At 71.6% G+C, this 15,987-nt stretch carries 15 protein-coding genes, 1 pseudogene and 1 riboswitch; of the genes and pseudogenes, 11 read left to right on the top strand and 5 right to left on the bottom strand.

What is annotated here, in order from left to right; all coding sequences use genetic code 11:
• Positions 1-20: 20 nt before the first annotated feature.
• Positions 21-1,076 carry an iron-siderophore ABC transporter substrate-binding protein gene (locus KWI83_RS16975; protein ID WP_218515192.1) on the bottom strand — a complete coding sequence of 352 codons (1,056 nt, stop codon included), beginning with the start codon at positions 1,074-1,076 and terminating at the stop codon, positions 21-23.
• 115 nt (positions 1,077-1,191) lie between these two features.
• Complete coding sequence (locus tag KWI83_RS16970; RefSeq protein WP_218515191.1) at positions 1,192-2,547, bottom strand: lysine N(6)-hydroxylase/L-ornithine N(5)-oxygenase family protein; 1,356 nt, start codon at positions 2,545-2,547, stop codon at positions 1,192-1,194.
• 252 nt (positions 2,548-2,799) lie between these two features.
• Between KWI83_RS16970 and KWI83_RS16965 the strand changes: the two genes are divergently transcribed.
• The 3 genes from KWI83_RS16965 to KWI83_RS16955 all read left to right on the top strand — a co-directional run bounded on the left by KWI83_RS16965 (position 2,800) and on the right by KWI83_RS16955 (position 4,636).
• A complete protein-coding gene (locus KWI83_RS16965; RefSeq protein WP_218515190.1) occupies positions 2,800-3,762 on the top strand; it encodes a methionyl-tRNA formyltransferase in 963 nt (320 codons plus the stop codon).
• A gap of 200 nt (positions 3,763-3,962) precedes the next feature.
• Positions 3,963-4,226, top strand: coding sequence for a CopG family transcriptional regulator (locus KWI83_RS16960; protein WP_218515189.1), 264 nt, complete (start codon positions 3,963-3,965; stop codon positions 4,224-4,226).
• The gene (locus tag KWI83_RS16955) at positions 4,223-4,636 is read left to right on the top strand and encodes a PIN domain-containing protein (RefSeq protein ID WP_218515188.1); all 414 of its coding nucleotides are present in this window, start codon (positions 4,223-4,225) and stop codon (positions 4,634-4,636) included. Before KWI83_RS16960 ends, KWI83_RS16955 begins: the two co-directional genes overlap by 4 nt.
• 186 nt (positions 4,637-4,822) lie before the next feature.
• Here KWI83_RS16955 and KWI83_RS16950 read toward each other — a convergent pair whose 3' ends face one another.
• Positions 4,823-6,499 (bottom strand): SWIM zinc finger domain-containing protein, encoded by a 1,677-nt coding sequence (locus KWI83_RS16950; RefSeq protein WP_218515187.1) that lies wholly within the window; start codon positions 6,497-6,499, stop codon positions 4,823-4,825.
• 206 nt (positions 6,500-6,705) lie between these two features.
• Between KWI83_RS16950 and KWI83_RS16945 the strand changes: the two are divergent.
• Positions 6,706-6,915: pseudogene (locus KWI83_RS16945) on the top strand (ATP-binding protein); the annotation flags it as partial.
• 32 nt (positions 6,916-6,947) lie between these two features.
• Here the strand turns inward: KWI83_RS16945 and KWI83_RS16940 are convergent.
• Together KWI83_RS16940 and KWI83_RS16935 are read right to left on the bottom strand one after the other, a co-directional pair.
• A complete protein-coding gene (locus KWI83_RS16940; protein WP_218515186.1) occupies positions 6,948-7,730 on the bottom strand; it encodes a polysaccharide lyase family 7 protein in 783 nt (260 codons plus the stop codon).
• A gap of 128 nt (positions 7,731-7,858) precedes the next feature.
• On the bottom strand, positions 7,859-9,286 hold the full coding sequence (locus KWI83_RS16935) for a tol-pal system YbgF family protein (RefSeq protein ID WP_218515185.1): 1,428 nt from the start codon (positions 9,284-9,286) through the stop codon (positions 7,859-7,861).
• 169 nt (positions 9,287-9,455) lie between these two features.
• Here KWI83_RS16935 and KWI83_RS16930 point away from each other — a divergent pair, with 169 nt between their 5' ends.
• From KWI83_RS16930 to KWI83_RS16900, 7 genes are all read left to right on the top strand, one after another.
• On the top strand, positions 9,456-10,238 hold the full coding sequence (locus KWI83_RS16930) for an FHA domain-containing protein (protein WP_218515184.1): 783 nt from the start codon (positions 9,456-9,458) through the stop codon (positions 10,236-10,238).
• Positions 10,239-10,353: 115 nt separating this feature from the next.
• Positions 10,354-12,252: a serine/threonine-protein kinase gene (locus tag KWI83_RS16925; RefSeq protein ID WP_218515183.1), complete on the top strand. Its 1,899-nt coding sequence runs from the start codon at positions 10,354-10,356 to the stop codon at positions 12,250-12,252.
• 70 nt (positions 12,253-12,322) lie between these two features.
• Complete coding sequence (locus tag KWI83_RS16920) at positions 12,323-13,030, top strand: FHA domain-containing protein (RefSeq protein ID WP_218515182.1); 708 nt, start codon at positions 12,323-12,325, stop codon at positions 13,028-13,030.
• Between the two features lie 75 nt (positions 13,031-13,105).
• Positions 13,106-13,290: riboswitch (cobalamin riboswitch) on the top strand.
• Positions 13,291-13,323: 33 nt separating this feature from the next.
• Entirely contained in the window at positions 13,324-14,016 is a 693-nt protein-coding gene (locus KWI83_RS16915; RefSeq protein ID WP_218515181.1) for an energy-coupling factor ABC transporter permease, read from the top strand.
• Positions 14,013-14,372 carry an energy-coupling factor ABC transporter substrate-binding protein gene (locus KWI83_RS16910; protein WP_218515180.1) on the top strand — a complete coding sequence of 120 codons (360 nt, stop codon included), beginning with the start codon at positions 14,013-14,015 and terminating at the stop codon, positions 14,370-14,372. The genes KWI83_RS16915 and KWI83_RS16910 overlap by 4 nt, the downstream gene beginning before the upstream one ends.
• Positions 14,373-14,377: 5 nt before the next feature.
• Positions 14,378-15,127: a cobalt ECF transporter T component CbiQ gene (gene cbiQ / locus KWI83_RS16905; RefSeq protein ID WP_218515179.1), complete on the top strand. Its 750-nt coding sequence runs from the start codon at positions 14,378-14,380 to the stop codon at positions 15,125-15,127.
• The gene (locus KWI83_RS16900; RefSeq protein WP_218515178.1) at positions 15,124-15,978 is read left to right on the top strand and encodes an ATP-binding cassette domain-containing protein; all 855 of its coding nucleotides are present in this window, start codon (positions 15,124-15,126) and stop codon (positions 15,976-15,978) included. The genes cbiQ and KWI83_RS16900 overlap by 4 nt, the downstream gene beginning before the upstream one ends.
• Positions 15,979-15,987: the final 9 nt, after the last annotated feature.

The raw sequence follows: 15,987 nt of genomic DNA, 5'->3' as shown, positions 1-15,987 counted from the left end.
CGGTCGTCACAGGACGGTCGTCACTTGATGTTCTCCAGCAGGGGAACGATCTCGTCGATGGCGTACGGAATCGACAGGACGGTGTTGAAGGAGAACGCGGCGCCGATGTCCGGGTCCTGGTAGGGGACGAACAGGTCGCGCTTGTCCTGGTGGACCTTCAGCTTCTTGTACAGCGGCTCGGCCTTGATCCGGTCGTTGGCCTCGGTGCTGGAGGTGACCCAGACGAGGCGGTCGACGTCGAGCACGTTCAGCTTCTCGGCGCTGAGCTCGGCGACGTTCCAGCCCGGCTTGGCGAGCTTGTCGATCTCGGGCTTCAGCTTGAAGCCGAGCTCGTTGAAGAAGATCGCCTTGGGGTCGGTCTTGGTGAACGCCGAGTACTTGCCGGCCTCGAAGCTGTCGGCCACGGAGAGCGTCAGGTCGGCCCACTCCGGGTGCTCGTCCCGGACCGCCTTGAACCGCGCGTCGATGTCCGAGATCAGCTTCTCGCTCTCGGCCTCCTTGCCCAGCGACTTGCCGATCTGCTGGGTCATCACCTCCCACGGCGCCGCGTAGTCGGGGTAGTCCTTGGGCTGGGCGACGACCTTGGCGATCTTGGAGAGCGTGTCGTACTGCTCCTTCTTCATGCCCGAGTACTGGGCGATGATCAGGTCCGGCTTCAGCGCCGCGATCTTCTCCATGTTGTACTCGTCGCGCTCACCGACGATCTCCGGCAGGTCGGAGCCCCACTTGTCCTTGGTCCAGGGCCACTTGCCGTACGGGTCCTCCTTGAACCAGTCGACCGCCCCGACCGGCTTGATACCGAGCGCCAGCACCGCGTCCTGGTCGGACAGGCCGAGCGTGACGACCTTCTTGGGCTCGCTCTCGATGGTCGTGCTGCCGTACTTGTGCTCGACCGTGACCGGGAAGGCCGTGGACTTCGCACCCGCGTCGCTCGACGCCGAGGACGTGGACTCCGACTCGGTGTTGCCGGATCCGCCCCCACAGGCGGTCAGGGCGAGCGCGGCGACGGCGGCCACGGCCGCTCTGGGGATGTATCCGGCGAACCGCGCCGGCGCGGGGCGTGTACCAGTGGACACGTTCTTTCCTTTCACGGGCTTTCGCGGTGTTACACGGTGTTGCCATGCCTGTCGGGCGCGCGGGCGTCACTGCAGGGCGCGGCGATGTGGGGGGCTGGATCCGGGGGTGACGGGACTAGCGGGCGGTGCTGCCGACTCCGTCGGCGACCGTCCGAGCCTCGCGGGAAGCGGACGTGAGGCCCCGGCCGAGGATCGAGTCCAGGATCTCGCCGACCCTGATCGCGGTGTTGGACAGCAGGGACGACGTGATGCCGTGGGTGTGCTCGGTGCCGCCCTGGAGGTAGATGCCGCAGCGCAGCTCGGGGTCGGCCGTGATGCGGTAGTCGCGTTCGACGCGGACGCGCCCCTCGTCGTCGCGCAGGCAGCGGTCCGCGACCTCGCCGAGCAGACCGACGGGGTCGGCGGGGCTGTAGCCGGTGGCGAAGACCACGACGTCCGCGTCCAGGAGGGTCTCCTCGCCGGTGACGAGGGACGTCACACCGGCACGTACGCCGTCCGGCGTCTCCTTGACGTCGGTGAGGCGGGAGACGTTGAGGAAGCGCAGCCGCTCGGTGCCGAGGACCTTCTCCTGGTACATCTGCCGGTACAGGTCGTCGATCAAATCGATGTCCACCACGGAGTAGTTGGTGTTGCCGTGGTAGTCCATGAGCCTGCGCTTGACGTCCTCGGGCGCGGTGAAGAACTCGTCGACCGCCTCGGGGTCGAAGATCCGGTTGGCGAAGCTGCTGTCGTCGGCGGGGCTGTAGCCGTAGCGGGAGAAGACCGCGCAGACCTCGGCCTCGGGGAAACGGCGGTGCAGGTAGGCGACGTTCTCGGCGGCGCTCTGGCCGGCGCCCACGACGATGAAGCGGGAGGGCGAGGTGCCCTCCAGTCCATCGACCTTCTTCAGCAGTTCGGAGTTGTGCCAGACGCGCTCGCCGCGCTCGACGCCCTCCGGCATGAGGGGGCGCAGCCCGGTGCCGATGACGAGGTTGCGGGCCCGGTGGAGCGCCAGCCCCTCCCCCGACCGGACCGTGACGTCGAGGTACTCCACGACTCCGTCCCGGACGACGGGACTGACGGCGACGACCTCGTGGCCGTAGGAGACCATGTCGTCGACCTTGGCCGCGGCCCACTCGAAGTAGTCGTGGAACTCCACCCGCAGCGGGAAGAGGTTCTTGTGGTTGATGAAGTCGACCAGCCGCCCCTTGCTCTTCAGATAGCAGAGGAAGCTGTACTCGCTGGCCGGGTTCCGGAGCGTCACCAGGTCCTTGAGGAAGGACACCTGCATGGTGGCGTCGTCGATCAGCATGCCGCGGTGCCAGCCGAAGCTCGGCTGCTGCTCGAAGAAGTGAGCGGTGACCGCCTCCTGCCTGCCGACGCGTGCGTTGTGCTCGCTGATCGCGATCGCCATGGCCACATTGGACGGCCCGAAGCCGATGCCAATGAGGTCGTGTACCGGTGGTGCGTCACCAGGAAGAACCTGTGACATGTCACTCCCATCGTGCGGGCAGCCGCCTGTCAGGCGTGGGGAAAGTACGTGAGGAGGGCACACCGGCAGAACGGCACACCCCCCAGCGAAACTTAGGTGAGCCTAAGCTAATCCTATGGAGCTGTCGACAGGACAAAGCGGACACCCGCGGCTCGATGGCGGTCAAGTGGACGTGAAGTCGGCGACGTTGCAACCTTAGGTAAGGCTTGCTTTACTTGCCTCCGATCAACCCCTGCCCTGAGGAGGAGCCCCATGCGGGTCGTCATGTTCGGTTACCAGACCTGGGGGCACCGCACCCTGCAAGCCCTCCTGGACTCCGAGCACGACGTGGTCCTGGTCGTGACCCACCCCAAGAGCGAGCACGCGTACGAGAAGATCTGGAGCGACTCGGTCGCCGACCTCGCCGAGGAGCACGGCGTACCGGTCGTGATCCGCAACCGCCCTGACGACGACGAGCTGTTCGAGCGCCTCAAGGAGGCGGACCCGGACATCATCGTGGCCAACAACTGGCGGACCTGGATTCCCCCGCGCATCTTCAACCTGCCGCGCCACGGCACACTGAACGTGCACGACTCGCTGCTGCCGAAGTACGCCGGCTTCTCCCCGCTGATCTGGGCGCTGATCAACGGCGAGCCCGAAGTGGGCGTCACGGCGCACATGATGAACGACGAACTCGACGCCGGCGACATCGTCCGGCAGGAAGCGGTGGCGGTCGGACCGAAGGACACCGCCACCGACCTCTTCCACAAGACCGTCGACCTCATCGCGCCGGTCACCATCGGCGCGCTCGACCTCATCGCCGCCGGGCAGACCGAGTTCACCCGGCAGGACCGGTCCCGGGCGAGCTTCTTCCACAAGCGGTCCATCGAGGACAGCCGCATCGACTGGACGTGGCCGGCGGAGGACCTGGAGCGCCTGGTCCGCGCCCAGTCCGAGCCGTACCCCAGCGCCTTCACCTTCCACAAGGGCAAGCGACTCGAGGTCCTGTCCGCCTTCGTCTCCGAGGGGCGTTACGGCGGCACACCCGGCCGCATCTTCTACCGCGAGGGCGACGGCGTGGTGATCGTCGCCGGAGCCGACGCCCGCACCGGCCGCAACCACGGCCTGGCCCTCACCCGCGTACGCACCGAGGACGGCCGCGAGTTGCCCGCGACCGAGTACTTCACCTCCATGGGCGGCTACCTGACCAACCACCCCATCGGCATGGCGGGATGAAGCAAGAGACGGCCTCTCGACGTCGGACGCGATCAACACGAGGGACGATCAGCCGCCGGTACGCAGCCCCTGTTGAGGAGGTGAGGCAGGGGTCGGTCAGCTCCCGCTCAACGATGTCCACGTGGCCCGCCTGTCGGTTCCCCTCAGCCCGGCAGCGCAGCCCTCAGGCCAGCGGTAGGGCTACGGGTAGGATGGGTGGCATGAGTGAGCCCACCGGCAAGTACTCGATCACCATGCCGCGCGACATCGCCGAGGCCGCCAAGGCGCGCAGCGGTCCTTCCGGCCTGTCCGCCTACGTCGCCGCCGCCGTCGCCCGCCAGATCGAACGCGACAACCTCAACGAACTCATCGCCGTCGCCGAGGCCGAACACGGCCCCGTCACGGAGGAGGAGATCCAAACCCTGCGCGACCAGCTCCACCAGGCGCGTCGGGAGCAGCCGCGGGGCGGGGCGGACGCAGCGTGACCCGCTCCCCCGCCGTCCCCGGCGGCACATTGGTCCTCGGCAGCGAAGGGCTGGCCAAGGCTGTCCTGCGCGACCGCACGGTCACCGCCTGGCTCGCCCTCGCCCGCGCCGACGACCTCCGGGTGATCACCTCCGCGGCCACCCTCGTAGAGGTGGTCCACCCGCGGATCAACCGCCCGGCGCTGGAGTGGACACTGTCCCGCCTGCTCGTCGAGCCGGTCACCGAGCCCATCGCCCGCCACGCCGCCGCCCTCCTCGCCGACGCCGGTCTGCACGGCCGCAAGTACGCCATCGACGCCATGCTCAGCGCCACCGCCCTCGCCGCCCCCGGGCCGGTCACGATCCTCACCTCGGATCCGGAGGACCTCACCGCGCTGTGCGGCGGACGGGCCACCGTCTTCAAGATTTGATCCCGCTGGGGCAACACCGGCACGAGCGACGGCCGCTCCCTGCAACGTCTTCCAAGAACGTCGGCTTGGCCGTGGGCTCGGTGAGCACCGGACTGCGTGGGACGCCGACAGGATGGTCTGCGACCACAGGGGTCTCGTCATACGGCGATGGCCGGTCTGGTGGGAGGGGCGCGAGAACCGCCTGGCTCACAGGCCGTGTTCGTCCATCAGGCGCATCAGATTCCGCTTGCGTTTCTGGGCGGTGCGCAGCGCGGTGACGTACGCGGCGAACTCGTCCTCGGTGCCCAGGCCGCGGTGGCAGTCGCGGATGCTCAGCAGCAGGCCGACGAGCTGCTCGTAGGCCGTGTTGCCGGTCTGCCCGGTCAGCGGCTCGGCCAGGCGCAGGTAGACGCTGAGCGCGTCGGCGGGGCGGGTGGCACGGGCCAGGTCGGCGAGGGTGAGCCACTGTCGGTCGTCGGCGCCGGTGGCGGTGGCGGCCTGCCAGGCGGCGTCGACGTCCTTGTCGTCGAGCAGTGCGTCGACCAGGACGGGGCCGCCGTACCAGCTCTGTTGCGGCCGCTCCGCGTCGGCACGCAGCAGGGCGAGGGCTTCCTCGCGCTCGGCCGGCCAGCTGTCCGCGGCCCGCGCGGCGGCGCGCAGCTGCTGGTACGCGAGGAGCGATCGACGGGCACGGAAGTGGTCGCGGCGCACGGCGACAGCGTCGGCGATCCGGCCCGCCCGCGCATAGCGGTCGCAGAGATAGTCGACGAGGGCGGTGTCCACGGCGGAGAGTTCCCGGGCGTCCCGGATACCGCGTTCCGCCCAGTCCAGGGCCTCGTCGGAACGCCGGGCGGCATCCAGCTCGCGGGCGATGACCAGGTGCGTGTGGCCGTTCGGTGCGAGATCGGCCGCGTGCACGGCGATCACCGCGTCGACGTTTCCTCCGGCCTTGGCCAGACGCTCCATCAGGTGCTTCTCCGCCCAGCCGCGGCGGTTGCGCCGCCACGCCTCGACGGCCAGCTTTCGCAGGACGGCCATGCCTTCTTCGCCGAGGACATCGTCGTAATCGAGCGGATCGATGTCGGTCAGGCCGTCGTCGATGTCGCCGAGCGCATGGCCGACCAGCCAGCGCGCGAGCTCCTCTGGGTCGGGGCGTGCCGCACGACAGGCGTCGAGGTGGGCGTCGGCGAGGTCCGCACCGATCTGCCCGAGCCGGCCGTCGGAGTCGTCGACGCTCTCCAACGCCTCGGCCAGCAGCCGCATCGCCTCCCGGGCCAGGGTGATCGCGTCGGCGGCCCGGCCCGAGCCGGTCAGCGCGCCGATCGCGGACACCGCCTGCCCCGCTTGGTCGGCGTAGGCTCGGGCATCGGCGTACTCGACGTAGCCGTACTGCGCGAAGGGGCCGATGTCGAGCAGATCGCGGATACGGGACCGGACGGCGGTGAGGTCCCCGCGGGCGCTCGCGGCGCGCAGTTCCAGACGTCGCCGCAACTGCCGGTCCTCGTCGATCTGTTCCCGCAGCAGGGCGAGCAACTCGTCCTTGGACAGGGCGGACAGCCACCCGTCGAGGCCCTGCGCGCGCTCCCGGGCCGCTTTCCGCTGCCGCGGCAGGCTCTCCCGCTGGGCGAGCACGGTCAGGCCGAGGGCGACCAAGTGCTTGCAGAAGTTGCCCTCCAGGCCGTACGGGCAGTCGCACGCGCCGGACAGCCCGCCGGGCCCGTCCAGGGTCAGCTCCACCTCGTACCGATCCGTCCCGTGGACACTCGCGGTGACCCAGCCGTCACCGACCTCCACCACGGACACCGCGTCGAGATACCCGAGGGCGCGTTCGAAGGAACGGGCACCGGCCAGCGTCTTGAGGTTCGCTTCGGTGAGGCCGCGCATGATCCTTTTCCGCTTTGCTGTGATGGTGCAGTCGGTACTCCGCCAGCCTAGGGGGTCGAGCCAGGGTTGATCAGCCGGTCCCGCTACCGGCCGCGCTGCGGGCCGTACCGCAGACGACCGGCACCCGCGGCGCGGCCTGCGTCCTGGACCAGCTCATCACACTGCCCATGGTGGACCTGGTGGAACGCCGACGCGGGCTGTCGCTCGGTGCGGTGGGCTCGGCGGAGATCGCCGACCCTGCCGCGCGGACCAAGCACGAGGTCGACCCGCTCGCCCTGGCCCCCGGCGAGCGCCCGCAAAGCCCCCGGGCGGCCATCGCCTTGATCGGCGAGGCCAAGGCCACCGTCCGACCCCACGGGCCGAAGGACCTGGAGCGCCTCGAACACATCCGTACCCTCCTCGCCGACCAGGGGCATCGGTCTGATGACGCGAGGGACGGATCGGCACGTCAGGAGTGGCTGCCCTCGATCGACGAGATGCGGACCTCGCCGTAGTTCCTGCTGGAGCAGGGGTCCGAGTTGCCGCAGTTGGCCTGGGTGTAGGCGCCTGCCTTGAAGTAGTTGGTGTCGCCGTCGTGGGAGATCGTCGTCTCCAGGCCGCCGTTGTAGTAGACGGCGATCTTCCCGTCCCCCGCCACGAACTTGGCCTCGAACTCGGTGCCCAGCTCGTAGTCGTCGGTGACGAGGTGGTGGCGGCTGTCGTCGCCGTCGGTGATGTAGAGCTTGCTGCCGTCGAGGCGGAACACCGTGACGTCGTCGTCCCCGCCGTGCACCTGCGCGCCGACCACCTGCGGCTTGTCCTTGGGCAGGGCCGTGAACGCCTCCCTGACCACGAGGGTGTGGGTGCCGTCCGTGGTGGACCAGGCGGCCTCGTCCTCGCCGTCGTCCGTCATCTCCCGCAGCTCCGCGCGCGGGTAGCTGGAACCTCCCGTCGTCACGCCGTTGACGGCGGCCCGGAACCGGACGGCGTCGCAGTCGCGGTCGACGCGGAACCAGGGCTTGGCGGAGAAGGTCGCCAGCTCGGGCTGTGTGATCTCGGTGGGGTCCTCGTCCTCGCCGGTGGGCAGGGTCAGCTTCCAGCCGGTCAGGTCGAGGACCTCGGACGGGTGGGCGCACCGGGCGGCCGCCCGCTCGGGCGGGGCGGGAGTGGCGGCCTGGGCGGGCAGCGTGAGCGCGGCGGCCGAAGCGGACGCGAGGACGCCCGCCAGCACACAGGTCCGAGTGCTGGGCATGGAGGGGTTCCTCCCTGTGGGGTGGGGTGGTGTGTGGGGTCGGGCCCTGGCGAACCGTAGTGGCCGTTGTCGGGACCCGTCCCGCCGCACCTGCTCCCGGCGTCGGCCGAGGGCTCCGGAGCCCCTGGTCACCTGCTGATCAGCGGCCTGAACGCGCCCCGCACATCGGACTTGGACTCGGTGACGTAGCGGTTCGTCGGCGGGGTGTCGTCGGTGCCGTACGTGTAGTACGTGATGATCGAGGGGCAGCTCGATCCGCTGATCTGGATCGTGCGCTTGCTGACGAGCTTGCCGGTGCGCAGTTCGTAGACCCGGACCGGGATCGCGATCTTGTGGAAGGTCACGTAGCTGATGGCACCGGAGTCCCGGGCCTGGTACGGGCACGTCTCGACGGAGGTCCCGAAGTCCGTCTCGCCCACGCAGACGATCGCCACCGCGTCGGCGGCGTCACCGGCCTTCCAGTTGCCGGGGAGCTGGTCGGTGTACTCGGTGTTGCCGTAGTACAGCGCGCGGTTGGTGCCCTTGCCCATCGGCTTGGCGGCGCTGTACTTGGCCGGTCGGGAGCAGTACTCGGGCTGTTCGTCCGCCGTTCCCGACAGCAGGGTGCGGACGGTGTCCAGCTCGATGGCCTGTGTGGCCTTGGTGATCCCCGCGCGGGCCCGGTTTTCGAGGTTGTCGTCGGGATACTCGTCGAGCAGCTGACGGTAGCGCGCCTTGGCCGTCTCCCAGTCGCTGCCCTTCATGAGGTTGTCGCCGCAGGCGACGAGCGCGCCGGGCGCGACCCGGTTCGCGGTGTCGGCGGACCGGTCGAGCTGGTCGCGGGTCGGCTCGCGGTCACGGAGCCAGTCGGTGATCTCGACGGTGCCGCAGGGGCTGTTCGTGGGCAGGCCGTCGAGGAATCCGTCCAGGACGGTGCGGACGGTCTGCTCGTTGCCGGGTTCGCGGAGCACCGAGCCGAGGATGCCGAAGCCCTGCTCGAGCGCCTCGGTGTTGCTGCGCAGACCGCTGTCCAGCAGCACCTCGGCCGTCCCCAGCCGCCGGCAGTCCTCCACCACCTCGTCGCCCCGGGCACTCAGCGGGGCGTCGGCGACGCGATGCCCGGCCCACACCTTGTCCTGCGCGGTGAACACCCCGGCGCAGTCGCCCTGGTCGCGGGCCTCGGTGACGCTCCGCCCGATGCGCGTGGCGTCGTACCGCAGCAGCCCCACCGCCAGCAGCACCGGCAGCGTGACGCAGAGCGCGACCAGGCGCCGGCCGCGCGCGGCGACGCGGGGCGTGCCACGGCTCGCCAGGAACCACCCGTGGGCGATGACGGCCACCCACCACACCAGCGCGGCGATCTCGTACCCCCAGGAGGCGGTGGACACGAGCGCGGAGACGAGGACGACCGTGCCCAGCGCTGCCGTGACGGCGAGCTTGCGCCGCCCCATCAGCAGGTAGCCGACGCCGAGGAGCGAGGCGTTGCCGAGGGCGACGGCCAGGGGGTCGTACCGCCGGGGGCGGGGTGGCGGGCCGGGTTCCGGTACGACGGGCATGGTGTACGTCGGTTGGTCCATCCTGCGCTCCCCCTGGTGTGGACTTCAATGCCCGTACGGGCCATCGTCGTTGACGTGCGGCAGTCGGGCACGGCCTTTGTACGGGGCACACTTGGGGAGGGGTCCCGAAACCGTCGACGACCCTGGTGGGCACAGCCCGTACGAACACCCCGAGCCGAGGAGACCAGCGATGTCCCGCTCCGCCAGCCTCGCGCGCGGTGTCGCGCCCGCCCTGCCCGGCACCCTGCACGCCCGCACGGTCACCGGCGACCTCAGCGCCCCGCCCCGGCCGGGCCTGACGGTGTGCTTCGGGCGCGGGGAGAAGCCCGACGTGGACCTCGGCGTCGGCGTGGACGACCTGCGGGTGAGCCGCCGGCACGGGGAGTTGACGTTCCGGCAGGGGCAGTGGTGGCTGCGCAACACGGGGCAGCAGCTCGTACGACTCCCCCGTGGCCGGATGATGCACACCAGCACCGAGCCGATCCCGCTCGCCACCGGCTACACGCCGCTGTTCGTGAAGGGCTCGGGCCACCGGGAACACCTGGTCGAGCTGTATGTGGCGGGCCACGACGACCGGGGCCCGGTCTCCCGCCGCCGCGCCGAGACCCTGCGCCCGGAGACCTGGCCCCTCGACGAGGACGAGCGGCTGCTGCTGGTCGTGCTCGGCCAGCGGTATCTGCTGTACGAGCAGGACCCGCGCCCGCTGAGCTACGGCCGGGCCGCCGAACAGCTCGCCTATCTGCACCCGGACGGCAAGTGGACCGAGCGCCGGATCGAGTACCGGGTCGAGGCGGTACGCCGCCGACTGCACGGCACCGGCTTCAAGTACCCGCTGATGCACGACCGTTCGGAGGGCCGCCCGTCCGACAACAGCCTGCTGCACAACCTGCTGAAGGGCCTGGTGGAGTCGACCACGCTCGTGCCGCCGGACCTGGACCTGCTGGAGGACGACGACACCACCTCTCCATCATGAGTGCGCCTGATGGAGCCTCTGGGGAGAGAATGCGGATCGTCCCCCACTCCCAGTAGGTTCGAGGCACACGCGCGTGACCGGGTGCGCGTCCTGGGCACTGGCGAGGGGGAGAACCGTGCGTTCCGGAGACGAGTTCGCCGGCCGTTATGTCCTCAGAGAGGTCATCGGCGCCGGGCGGAGCGGCGAGGTGTGGCTGGCCCACGACACGGTGGTGGGGCAGGACGTCGCGCTGAAACCGGAGCGGATCGAGGGCGACCACGACACGGCGGTACGACGGCTGCTGGCCGAGCCCCGCGCGCTGGCCAGGTTCCGCGACCACCCGCACGTCGTGACGCTGTTCGACGTCGTCACCGTGGAGCGGGACGGCGAGGAGACGTACTGGTTCGTCATGGAGTACGTCCCCGGCGGCGGCCTGGACCGGCAGCCGCCGATGTCCGCGCAGCGGGCGGCCCGGATCGGTGCCGAACTCGCCGACGCGCTCGCCGCGCTGCACGAGGCGGGGATCGTGCACTGTGACGTCAAGCCCGCCAACATCGGTCTCACCCGGCGGGGTACGGCGAAGCTGCTGGACTTCGGCGCCGCGCACCGGACCAGCGGCGCCGAGACCGTCACCGGCAACGGCCCGCTCAGCTTCACCCCGGACTACGCCGCCCCCGAACTGGCCCGGGGCCACCTCCCCCGGCCGGCCTCGGACGTGTTCTGCCTGGCCGCCACCCTGTACGCGCTGGTCACCGGGGCGCCGCCACGCGGCGGGGAGTCGGGGGACGGCGGGACGGACACCGAGCGCCTGACGTACTGGAAGGCCGAGCAGGGCGTCGTGGCGATGGACGCCGAGGCCGTGGGCCCGCTGCACCCCGTCCTCACCGCCATGCTGCGCCGCGACCCACGGCAACGCCCCGACGCCGCCGAGGCCGGACGGCTGCTGGCCGCCGTCGCCGCGTCCCAGTCCCAGTCCCATTCCCAGTCCACCATCACCCGGACCGGGCGGCGGCCGCGGTGGCGATGGCCGGCGCGCCGGTCGCTGCTGGCCACGGCCGTCGGGGTCGGCGCCGCGCTGGTCCTGGGCGGACTGATCCTCGTCCCCGACGGCGGCGATTCGGGTCAGGGTACGGATGAGGCGGGCCGGAGCCGCGCCGCCGAGGGTTCGCTGATCGGCGATCCGCGCACCGCCGACGTGTGCGCCCTGACCGACCCGGCCGCCCTCGGCCGGTTCGGCGAGGCCCGTGTGGACGTGGACTACGGCAACTTCGACCGCTGTGACGTGCTCGTCAGACCCGACGACGAGTCCCGTATCGACGTGTCGGTCCAGTTACGCCCCGGCTCCCGGCCCGAAGGCTCCCGGCCGACCACCCGCATCGGGCGGATCGGCGTCATCGAGGAGCCACCGGAGTCCGACGAGTGCGGCCTGTTGCTGTACGACAGCGCCGCCGGCGGGGATGCCGAGGGCACCCTCGTCGGGATCCGCGTCGACATGGGGGACGGCTCGGTGACCGGCGGCAGCGCGACGCTGTGCACGGTCGCCAACACGGCCGCCCGGAGCGCCGCCGAGGTGCTGAACAGCGGTTCGGTCCCCCGCCGTTCCCCGGGCTACCCCGACACCTCGCTGGCCTGGGCGGACGCCTGCGCGCTGCTCGACGCGAAGGCGCTGTCGGCCGCCGTGCCGGGCATCAGGCCGGACATGCCGGAGGCCGGTGTCGCCAACTGGAACTGCGAGTGGTTCAGCGAGGTGGACGACCTGGAGGCGGAGGTGAGCTTCTTCCGCGACCAGCCCAAGTCCGCCAAGGACCGCGAGGTCGTCCGGCTCAGCGGCTACCGGGCCCTCGTGGAGCCGGAAGGCGACGGCGACGAGACCTGCACGGTCTTCCTCGAATACCGCCGGTACAGCGGCCAGGGCGCCAGGACGGCCGCCGAGATGGTGCGCCTGCGCGTCGGCGGCGAACGCCCGATGGGCGACCTCTGCGCGATGGTCACCGACCTGGCCACCTCGGCGGCCGCCGAGCTGCCCGAACGCTGACGGGCGGGAAGGGTCCCGTACCCGTGCCGCACAGTGGTGGTGACCAGCCGCCACGCCGAGGAGCCCGGGGATGAACCGTCGTGAGAGTCTCGCGCGCGGTGCCCCACCGGCCGCCGCGGACACGCTGCACGCGAGATCGGCGGCGGGCGAGGTCACGGCCGCTCCGGAGCCCGGCCGGGTGGTGTGCTTCGGCCGTGCCCCGGGCCGCCCCGCCACGGCCCTGTACGTCGGCGGCGACGACCGGCGGGTGAGCCGTCGGCAGGGAGACCTGACGTACCACCACGGCCACTGGTGGCTGCGCAACACGGGCGGCCGCCCCGTGCGCCTCCCCCACGGCGAACTCCTCGCTCCCCGAGCCGCGCCGCTCCCCCTCCCCTCCGGCTACACCCCGCTCTTCGTGCGGGGCCTCGGCCACCGCGAGTACCTGATCGAGTTGTACGTCACGGACCCCGCCCGCCGCCCCGGACACTTCCCGCGGGCCCGCCCGGCCCTCGACGACGACGAACGGCTCCTGCTGGTCGTCCTGGGCCAGCGCTACCTGCGCCACGAGTCCGCCCCCCGCCCCTTCCCCTCCCGCAAGGCCCTGCAGCAACTGCGCTTCCTGCGCCCGGAAACGGACTGGGAGGCGCCCGGGATCGAGCGCCGGGTCGCGGAGATCGGCGCTCGCCTGAACGCCGACGAGGCCGTGCCGCTGCACGCCCTGCTCCAGGAACTGGTGGACGCCACCCACCTCGTACCGCCGGACCTCGCGCTGCTGGACCGGGAACTCGACGGGTGACGTCGGTCGGGTGCGCCGCGTGACCAGCGCCTTCGCGCCCCCCATGCGCCGCTTGTCACCACCCCCGCGGGCACACTACTGTCACCACGCCTTGGTGAACGGGAAATCCGGTGTGATGCCGGTGCGGCCCTCGCCACTGTGATCGGGAAGTCCGGCTCCGGCCCTCGCGGGCAGCCACTGGGTCCTTGCGACCCGGGAAGGCGGAGCACGGGCGGTGTCACCCGTCAGCCAGGAGACCGGCCGAGGCGCGTTGTACACCATCCACGAGGTGCTGGAGAGGGTCTGCTGAAGCCATGCACATAGCCGAGGGTTTTCTGCCTCCGGCGCACGCGATCGCCTGGGGTGCCGCGTCCGCGCCGTTCGTCGTCCACGGAGTGAGGTCCCTCACCCGTGAGGTCAGGGAGCACCCCGAGAGCACTCTGCTCCTCGGCGCCTCGGGCGCCTTCACGTTCGTCCTGTCGGCGCTGAAGCTGCCGTCCGTGACCGGGAGCTGCTCGCATCCCACCGGCACGGGACTGGGCGCCATCCTGTTCCGGCCGCCGATCATGGCGGTGCTGGGCACCATCACCCTGCTGTTCCAGGCGCTGCTGCTCGCCCACGGCGGGCTGACCACGCTCGGCGCCAACGTCTTCTCGATGGCGATCGTCGGCCCCTGGGCCGGATACGGCGTCTACCGGCTGCTGCGACGGTACGACGTGCCGCTGATGGTCGCCGTGTTCTTCGGCGCGTTCGTCGCCGACCTGTCCACCTACTGCGTCACCAGCGTCCAGCTGGCGCTCGCCTTCCCCGACCCGAGCAGCGGTTTCCTGGGCGCGCTCGGCAAGTTCGGCTCCATCTTCGCCGTCACGCAGATCCCGCTCGCGGTGAGCGAGGGGCTGCTCACGGTGCTGGTGATGCGGCTGCTCGTGCAGTCCAGCAAGGGTGAGCTGACCCGGCTGGGCGTGCTGCTCAGCCACAGGACCGCTACCGAGGCGGTGGCCCGGTGAAGCGCGACACGAAGGTCAACCTCCTGCTGCTGCTCGCCGTCGCCGCTCTCGCGGCGCTGCCGCTGGCGCTCGGGCTCGGCGACCACAAGGAGGAGCCGTTCGCCGGTGCCGACGGCGAGGCGGAGACGACGATCACCGAGCTGGACCCGGGCTACGAGCCCTGGTTCTCGCCCCTGTACGAGCCGCCGTCCGGCGAGATCGAGTCCGGTCTGTTCGCCCTGCAGGCGGCGGTCGGCGCGGGCGTGCTCGCGTACTACTTCGGGGTCCGGCGCGGGCGGCGCCAGGGTGCGGCGCGGGTCCAGGAGCAGCAGGGCGCGACGCGGACGCCCGGGCACGACGGAGCCGAAGGGGCCTGAGCCTCGTGCTGCCGATCGACGCGGCGGCGCACAGCAGTCGCTGGCGCCGCCGCCATCCCGTGGACAAGGCCGTGCTCGGGCTGGGACTCACGGTGCTGGCGATCTCGCTGCCGCCCTGGCCGGGGGCGGCGCTGGTGCTGGTGACGGCGCTGGCCGTGCTGCTGGGCCCGGCGGGCGTGCCCGGGCGGCGGCTGTGGCGGGCCTACCGGGTGCCGCTGGGCTTCTGCGTCACCGGTGCGCTGCCGCTGCTGGTGCGGGTCGGCGGCCCGGACGGGTTCGTCGGGCTGGCCGACGGCGGCCCGGTGCGTGCCGGGGAACTGCTGCTGCGCACCTCGGCGGCCTCGCTGGGCGTGCTGCTGTTCGCGTTCACCACCCCGATGTCCGACCTGCTGCCCCGCCTGGTCCGCGCGGGCGTCCCCGCGCCCGTCGTCGACGTGGCCCTGGTGACGTACCGCATGAGCTTTCTGCTCCTCGACGCCGTGCGCCGGATCCGCGACGCCCAGGCGGCCCGCCTCGGGCACACCACGCGGGCCGCCCAGTGGCGGTCCCTGGCCGGGCTGGGCGCCACCGCCTTCGTACGCGCCTTCGACCGGGCGGCGCGCCTGCAGGCGGGACTCGCCGGGCGCGGCTACGACGGCACCCTGCGCGTCCTGGTGCCCGAGGCCCGCGTCTCCGTCCCGTTCACGGCCGTGAGCGTCGCGCTGCTCGCGGCGCTGGCCGCCCTCACCTTCGTACTCGAAAGGCCCCTGTCATGAGCGAGGCCGCCGCCCTGGTCGCCCTGCGGGGCGCGTCCTTCGCCTACGAGGACGGCCCGGCCGTGCTCACCGGCCTCGACTTCGAGGTGCGTAAGGGGCGCGCGCTGGCGCTGCTCGGCCGCAACGGCAGCGGCAAGACCACGCTGATGCGGTTGCTCAGCGGGGGGCTTCGGCCGCATGCCGGGGAGTTGACGGTGGAGGGCACGCCGGTGTCGTACGACCGGAAGGGGCTGACCCGGTTGCGGACCACCGTGCAGCTGGTGGTGCAGGATCCGGACGACCAGCTGTTCGCCGCCTCGGTGGCGCAGGACGTGTCCTTCGGGCCGCTGAACCTCGGGCTGCCGGACGCCGAGGTGCGGGCGCGGGTCGCGGAGGCGCTCGCGGCGCTGGACATCGCCGCGCTGGCGGACCGGCCCACGCATCTGCTGTCGTACGGGCAGCGCAAGCGGACCGCGATCGCCGGTGCCGTCGCCATGCGGCCGCGGGTGCTGATCCTCGACGAGCCGACGGCCGGACTCGATCCGGACGGCCAGGAACGGCTGCTCGCCACCCTCGGCGGGCTGCGCGCCAGCGGCACGACCGTCGTGATGGCCACGCACGACGTCGACCTCGCCCTGCGCTGGGCCGACGACGCGGCCCTGCTCACCCCGTCCGGTGTGCGCACCGGCCCGGCGCCCGAGAACCTGGCCCGCACGGAGCTGCTGCGGGAGGCGGGCCTGCGCCTGCCCTGGGGCGTCGCCGCGGCCGACCTGCTGCGCGCCCAGGGCCTGTTGGACGACGCGGCCACCGGTCCGCGTACGGCGGAGGAGCTGGCAGCCCTGGCGGCGGCGCAGACGAGGCCGCACGACTGAGGACGGTGC

The organism is Streptomyces sp. TRM70350 (assembly GCF_019219825.1).
Lineage (GTDB): Bacteria > Actinomycetota > Actinomycetes > Streptomycetales > Streptomycetaceae > Streptomyces.
This window is presented reverse-complemented; position numbering and strand designations above follow the sequence as displayed.

Coding starts and splice junctions, on each gene's coding strand:
- KWI83_RS16970 (WP_218515191.1), bottom strand. CDS start 2,547: ATGTCACAGGTTCTTCCTGGTGACGCACCACCGGTACACGACCTCATT.
- KWI83_RS16965 (WP_218515190.1), top strand. CDS start 2,800: ATGCGGGTCGTCATGTTCGGTTACCAGACCTGGGGGCACCGCACCCTG.
- KWI83_RS16960 (WP_218515189.1), top strand. CDS start 3,963: ATGAGTGAGCCCACCGGCAAGTACTCGATCACCATGCCGCGCGACATC.
- KWI83_RS16950 (WP_218515187.1), bottom strand. CDS start 6,499: ATGCGCGGCCTCACCGAAGCGAACCTCAAGACGCTGGCCGGTGCCCGT.
- KWI83_RS16940 (WP_218515186.1), bottom strand. CDS start 7,730: ATGCCCAGCACTCGGACCTGTGTGCTGGCGGGCGTCCTCGCGTCCGCT.
- KWI83_RS16935 (WP_218515185.1), bottom strand. CDS start 9,286: ATGGACCAACCGACGTACACCATGCCCGTCGTACCGGAACCCGGCCCG.
- KWI83_RS16930 (WP_218515184.1), top strand. CDS start 9,456: ATGTCCCGCTCCGCCAGCCTCGCGCGCGGTGTCGCGCCCGCCCTGCCC.
- KWI83_RS16920 (WP_218515182.1), top strand. CDS start 12,323: ATGAACCGTCGTGAGAGTCTCGCGCGCGGTGCCCCACCGGCCGCCGCG.
- KWI83_RS16915 (WP_218515181.1), top strand. CDS start 13,324: ATGCACATAGCCGAGGGTTTTCTGCCTCCGGCGCACGCGATCGCCTGG.
- KWI83_RS16900 (WP_218515178.1), top strand. CDS start 15,124: ATGAGCGAGGCCGCCGCCCTGGTCGCCCTGCGGGGCGCGTCCTTCGCC.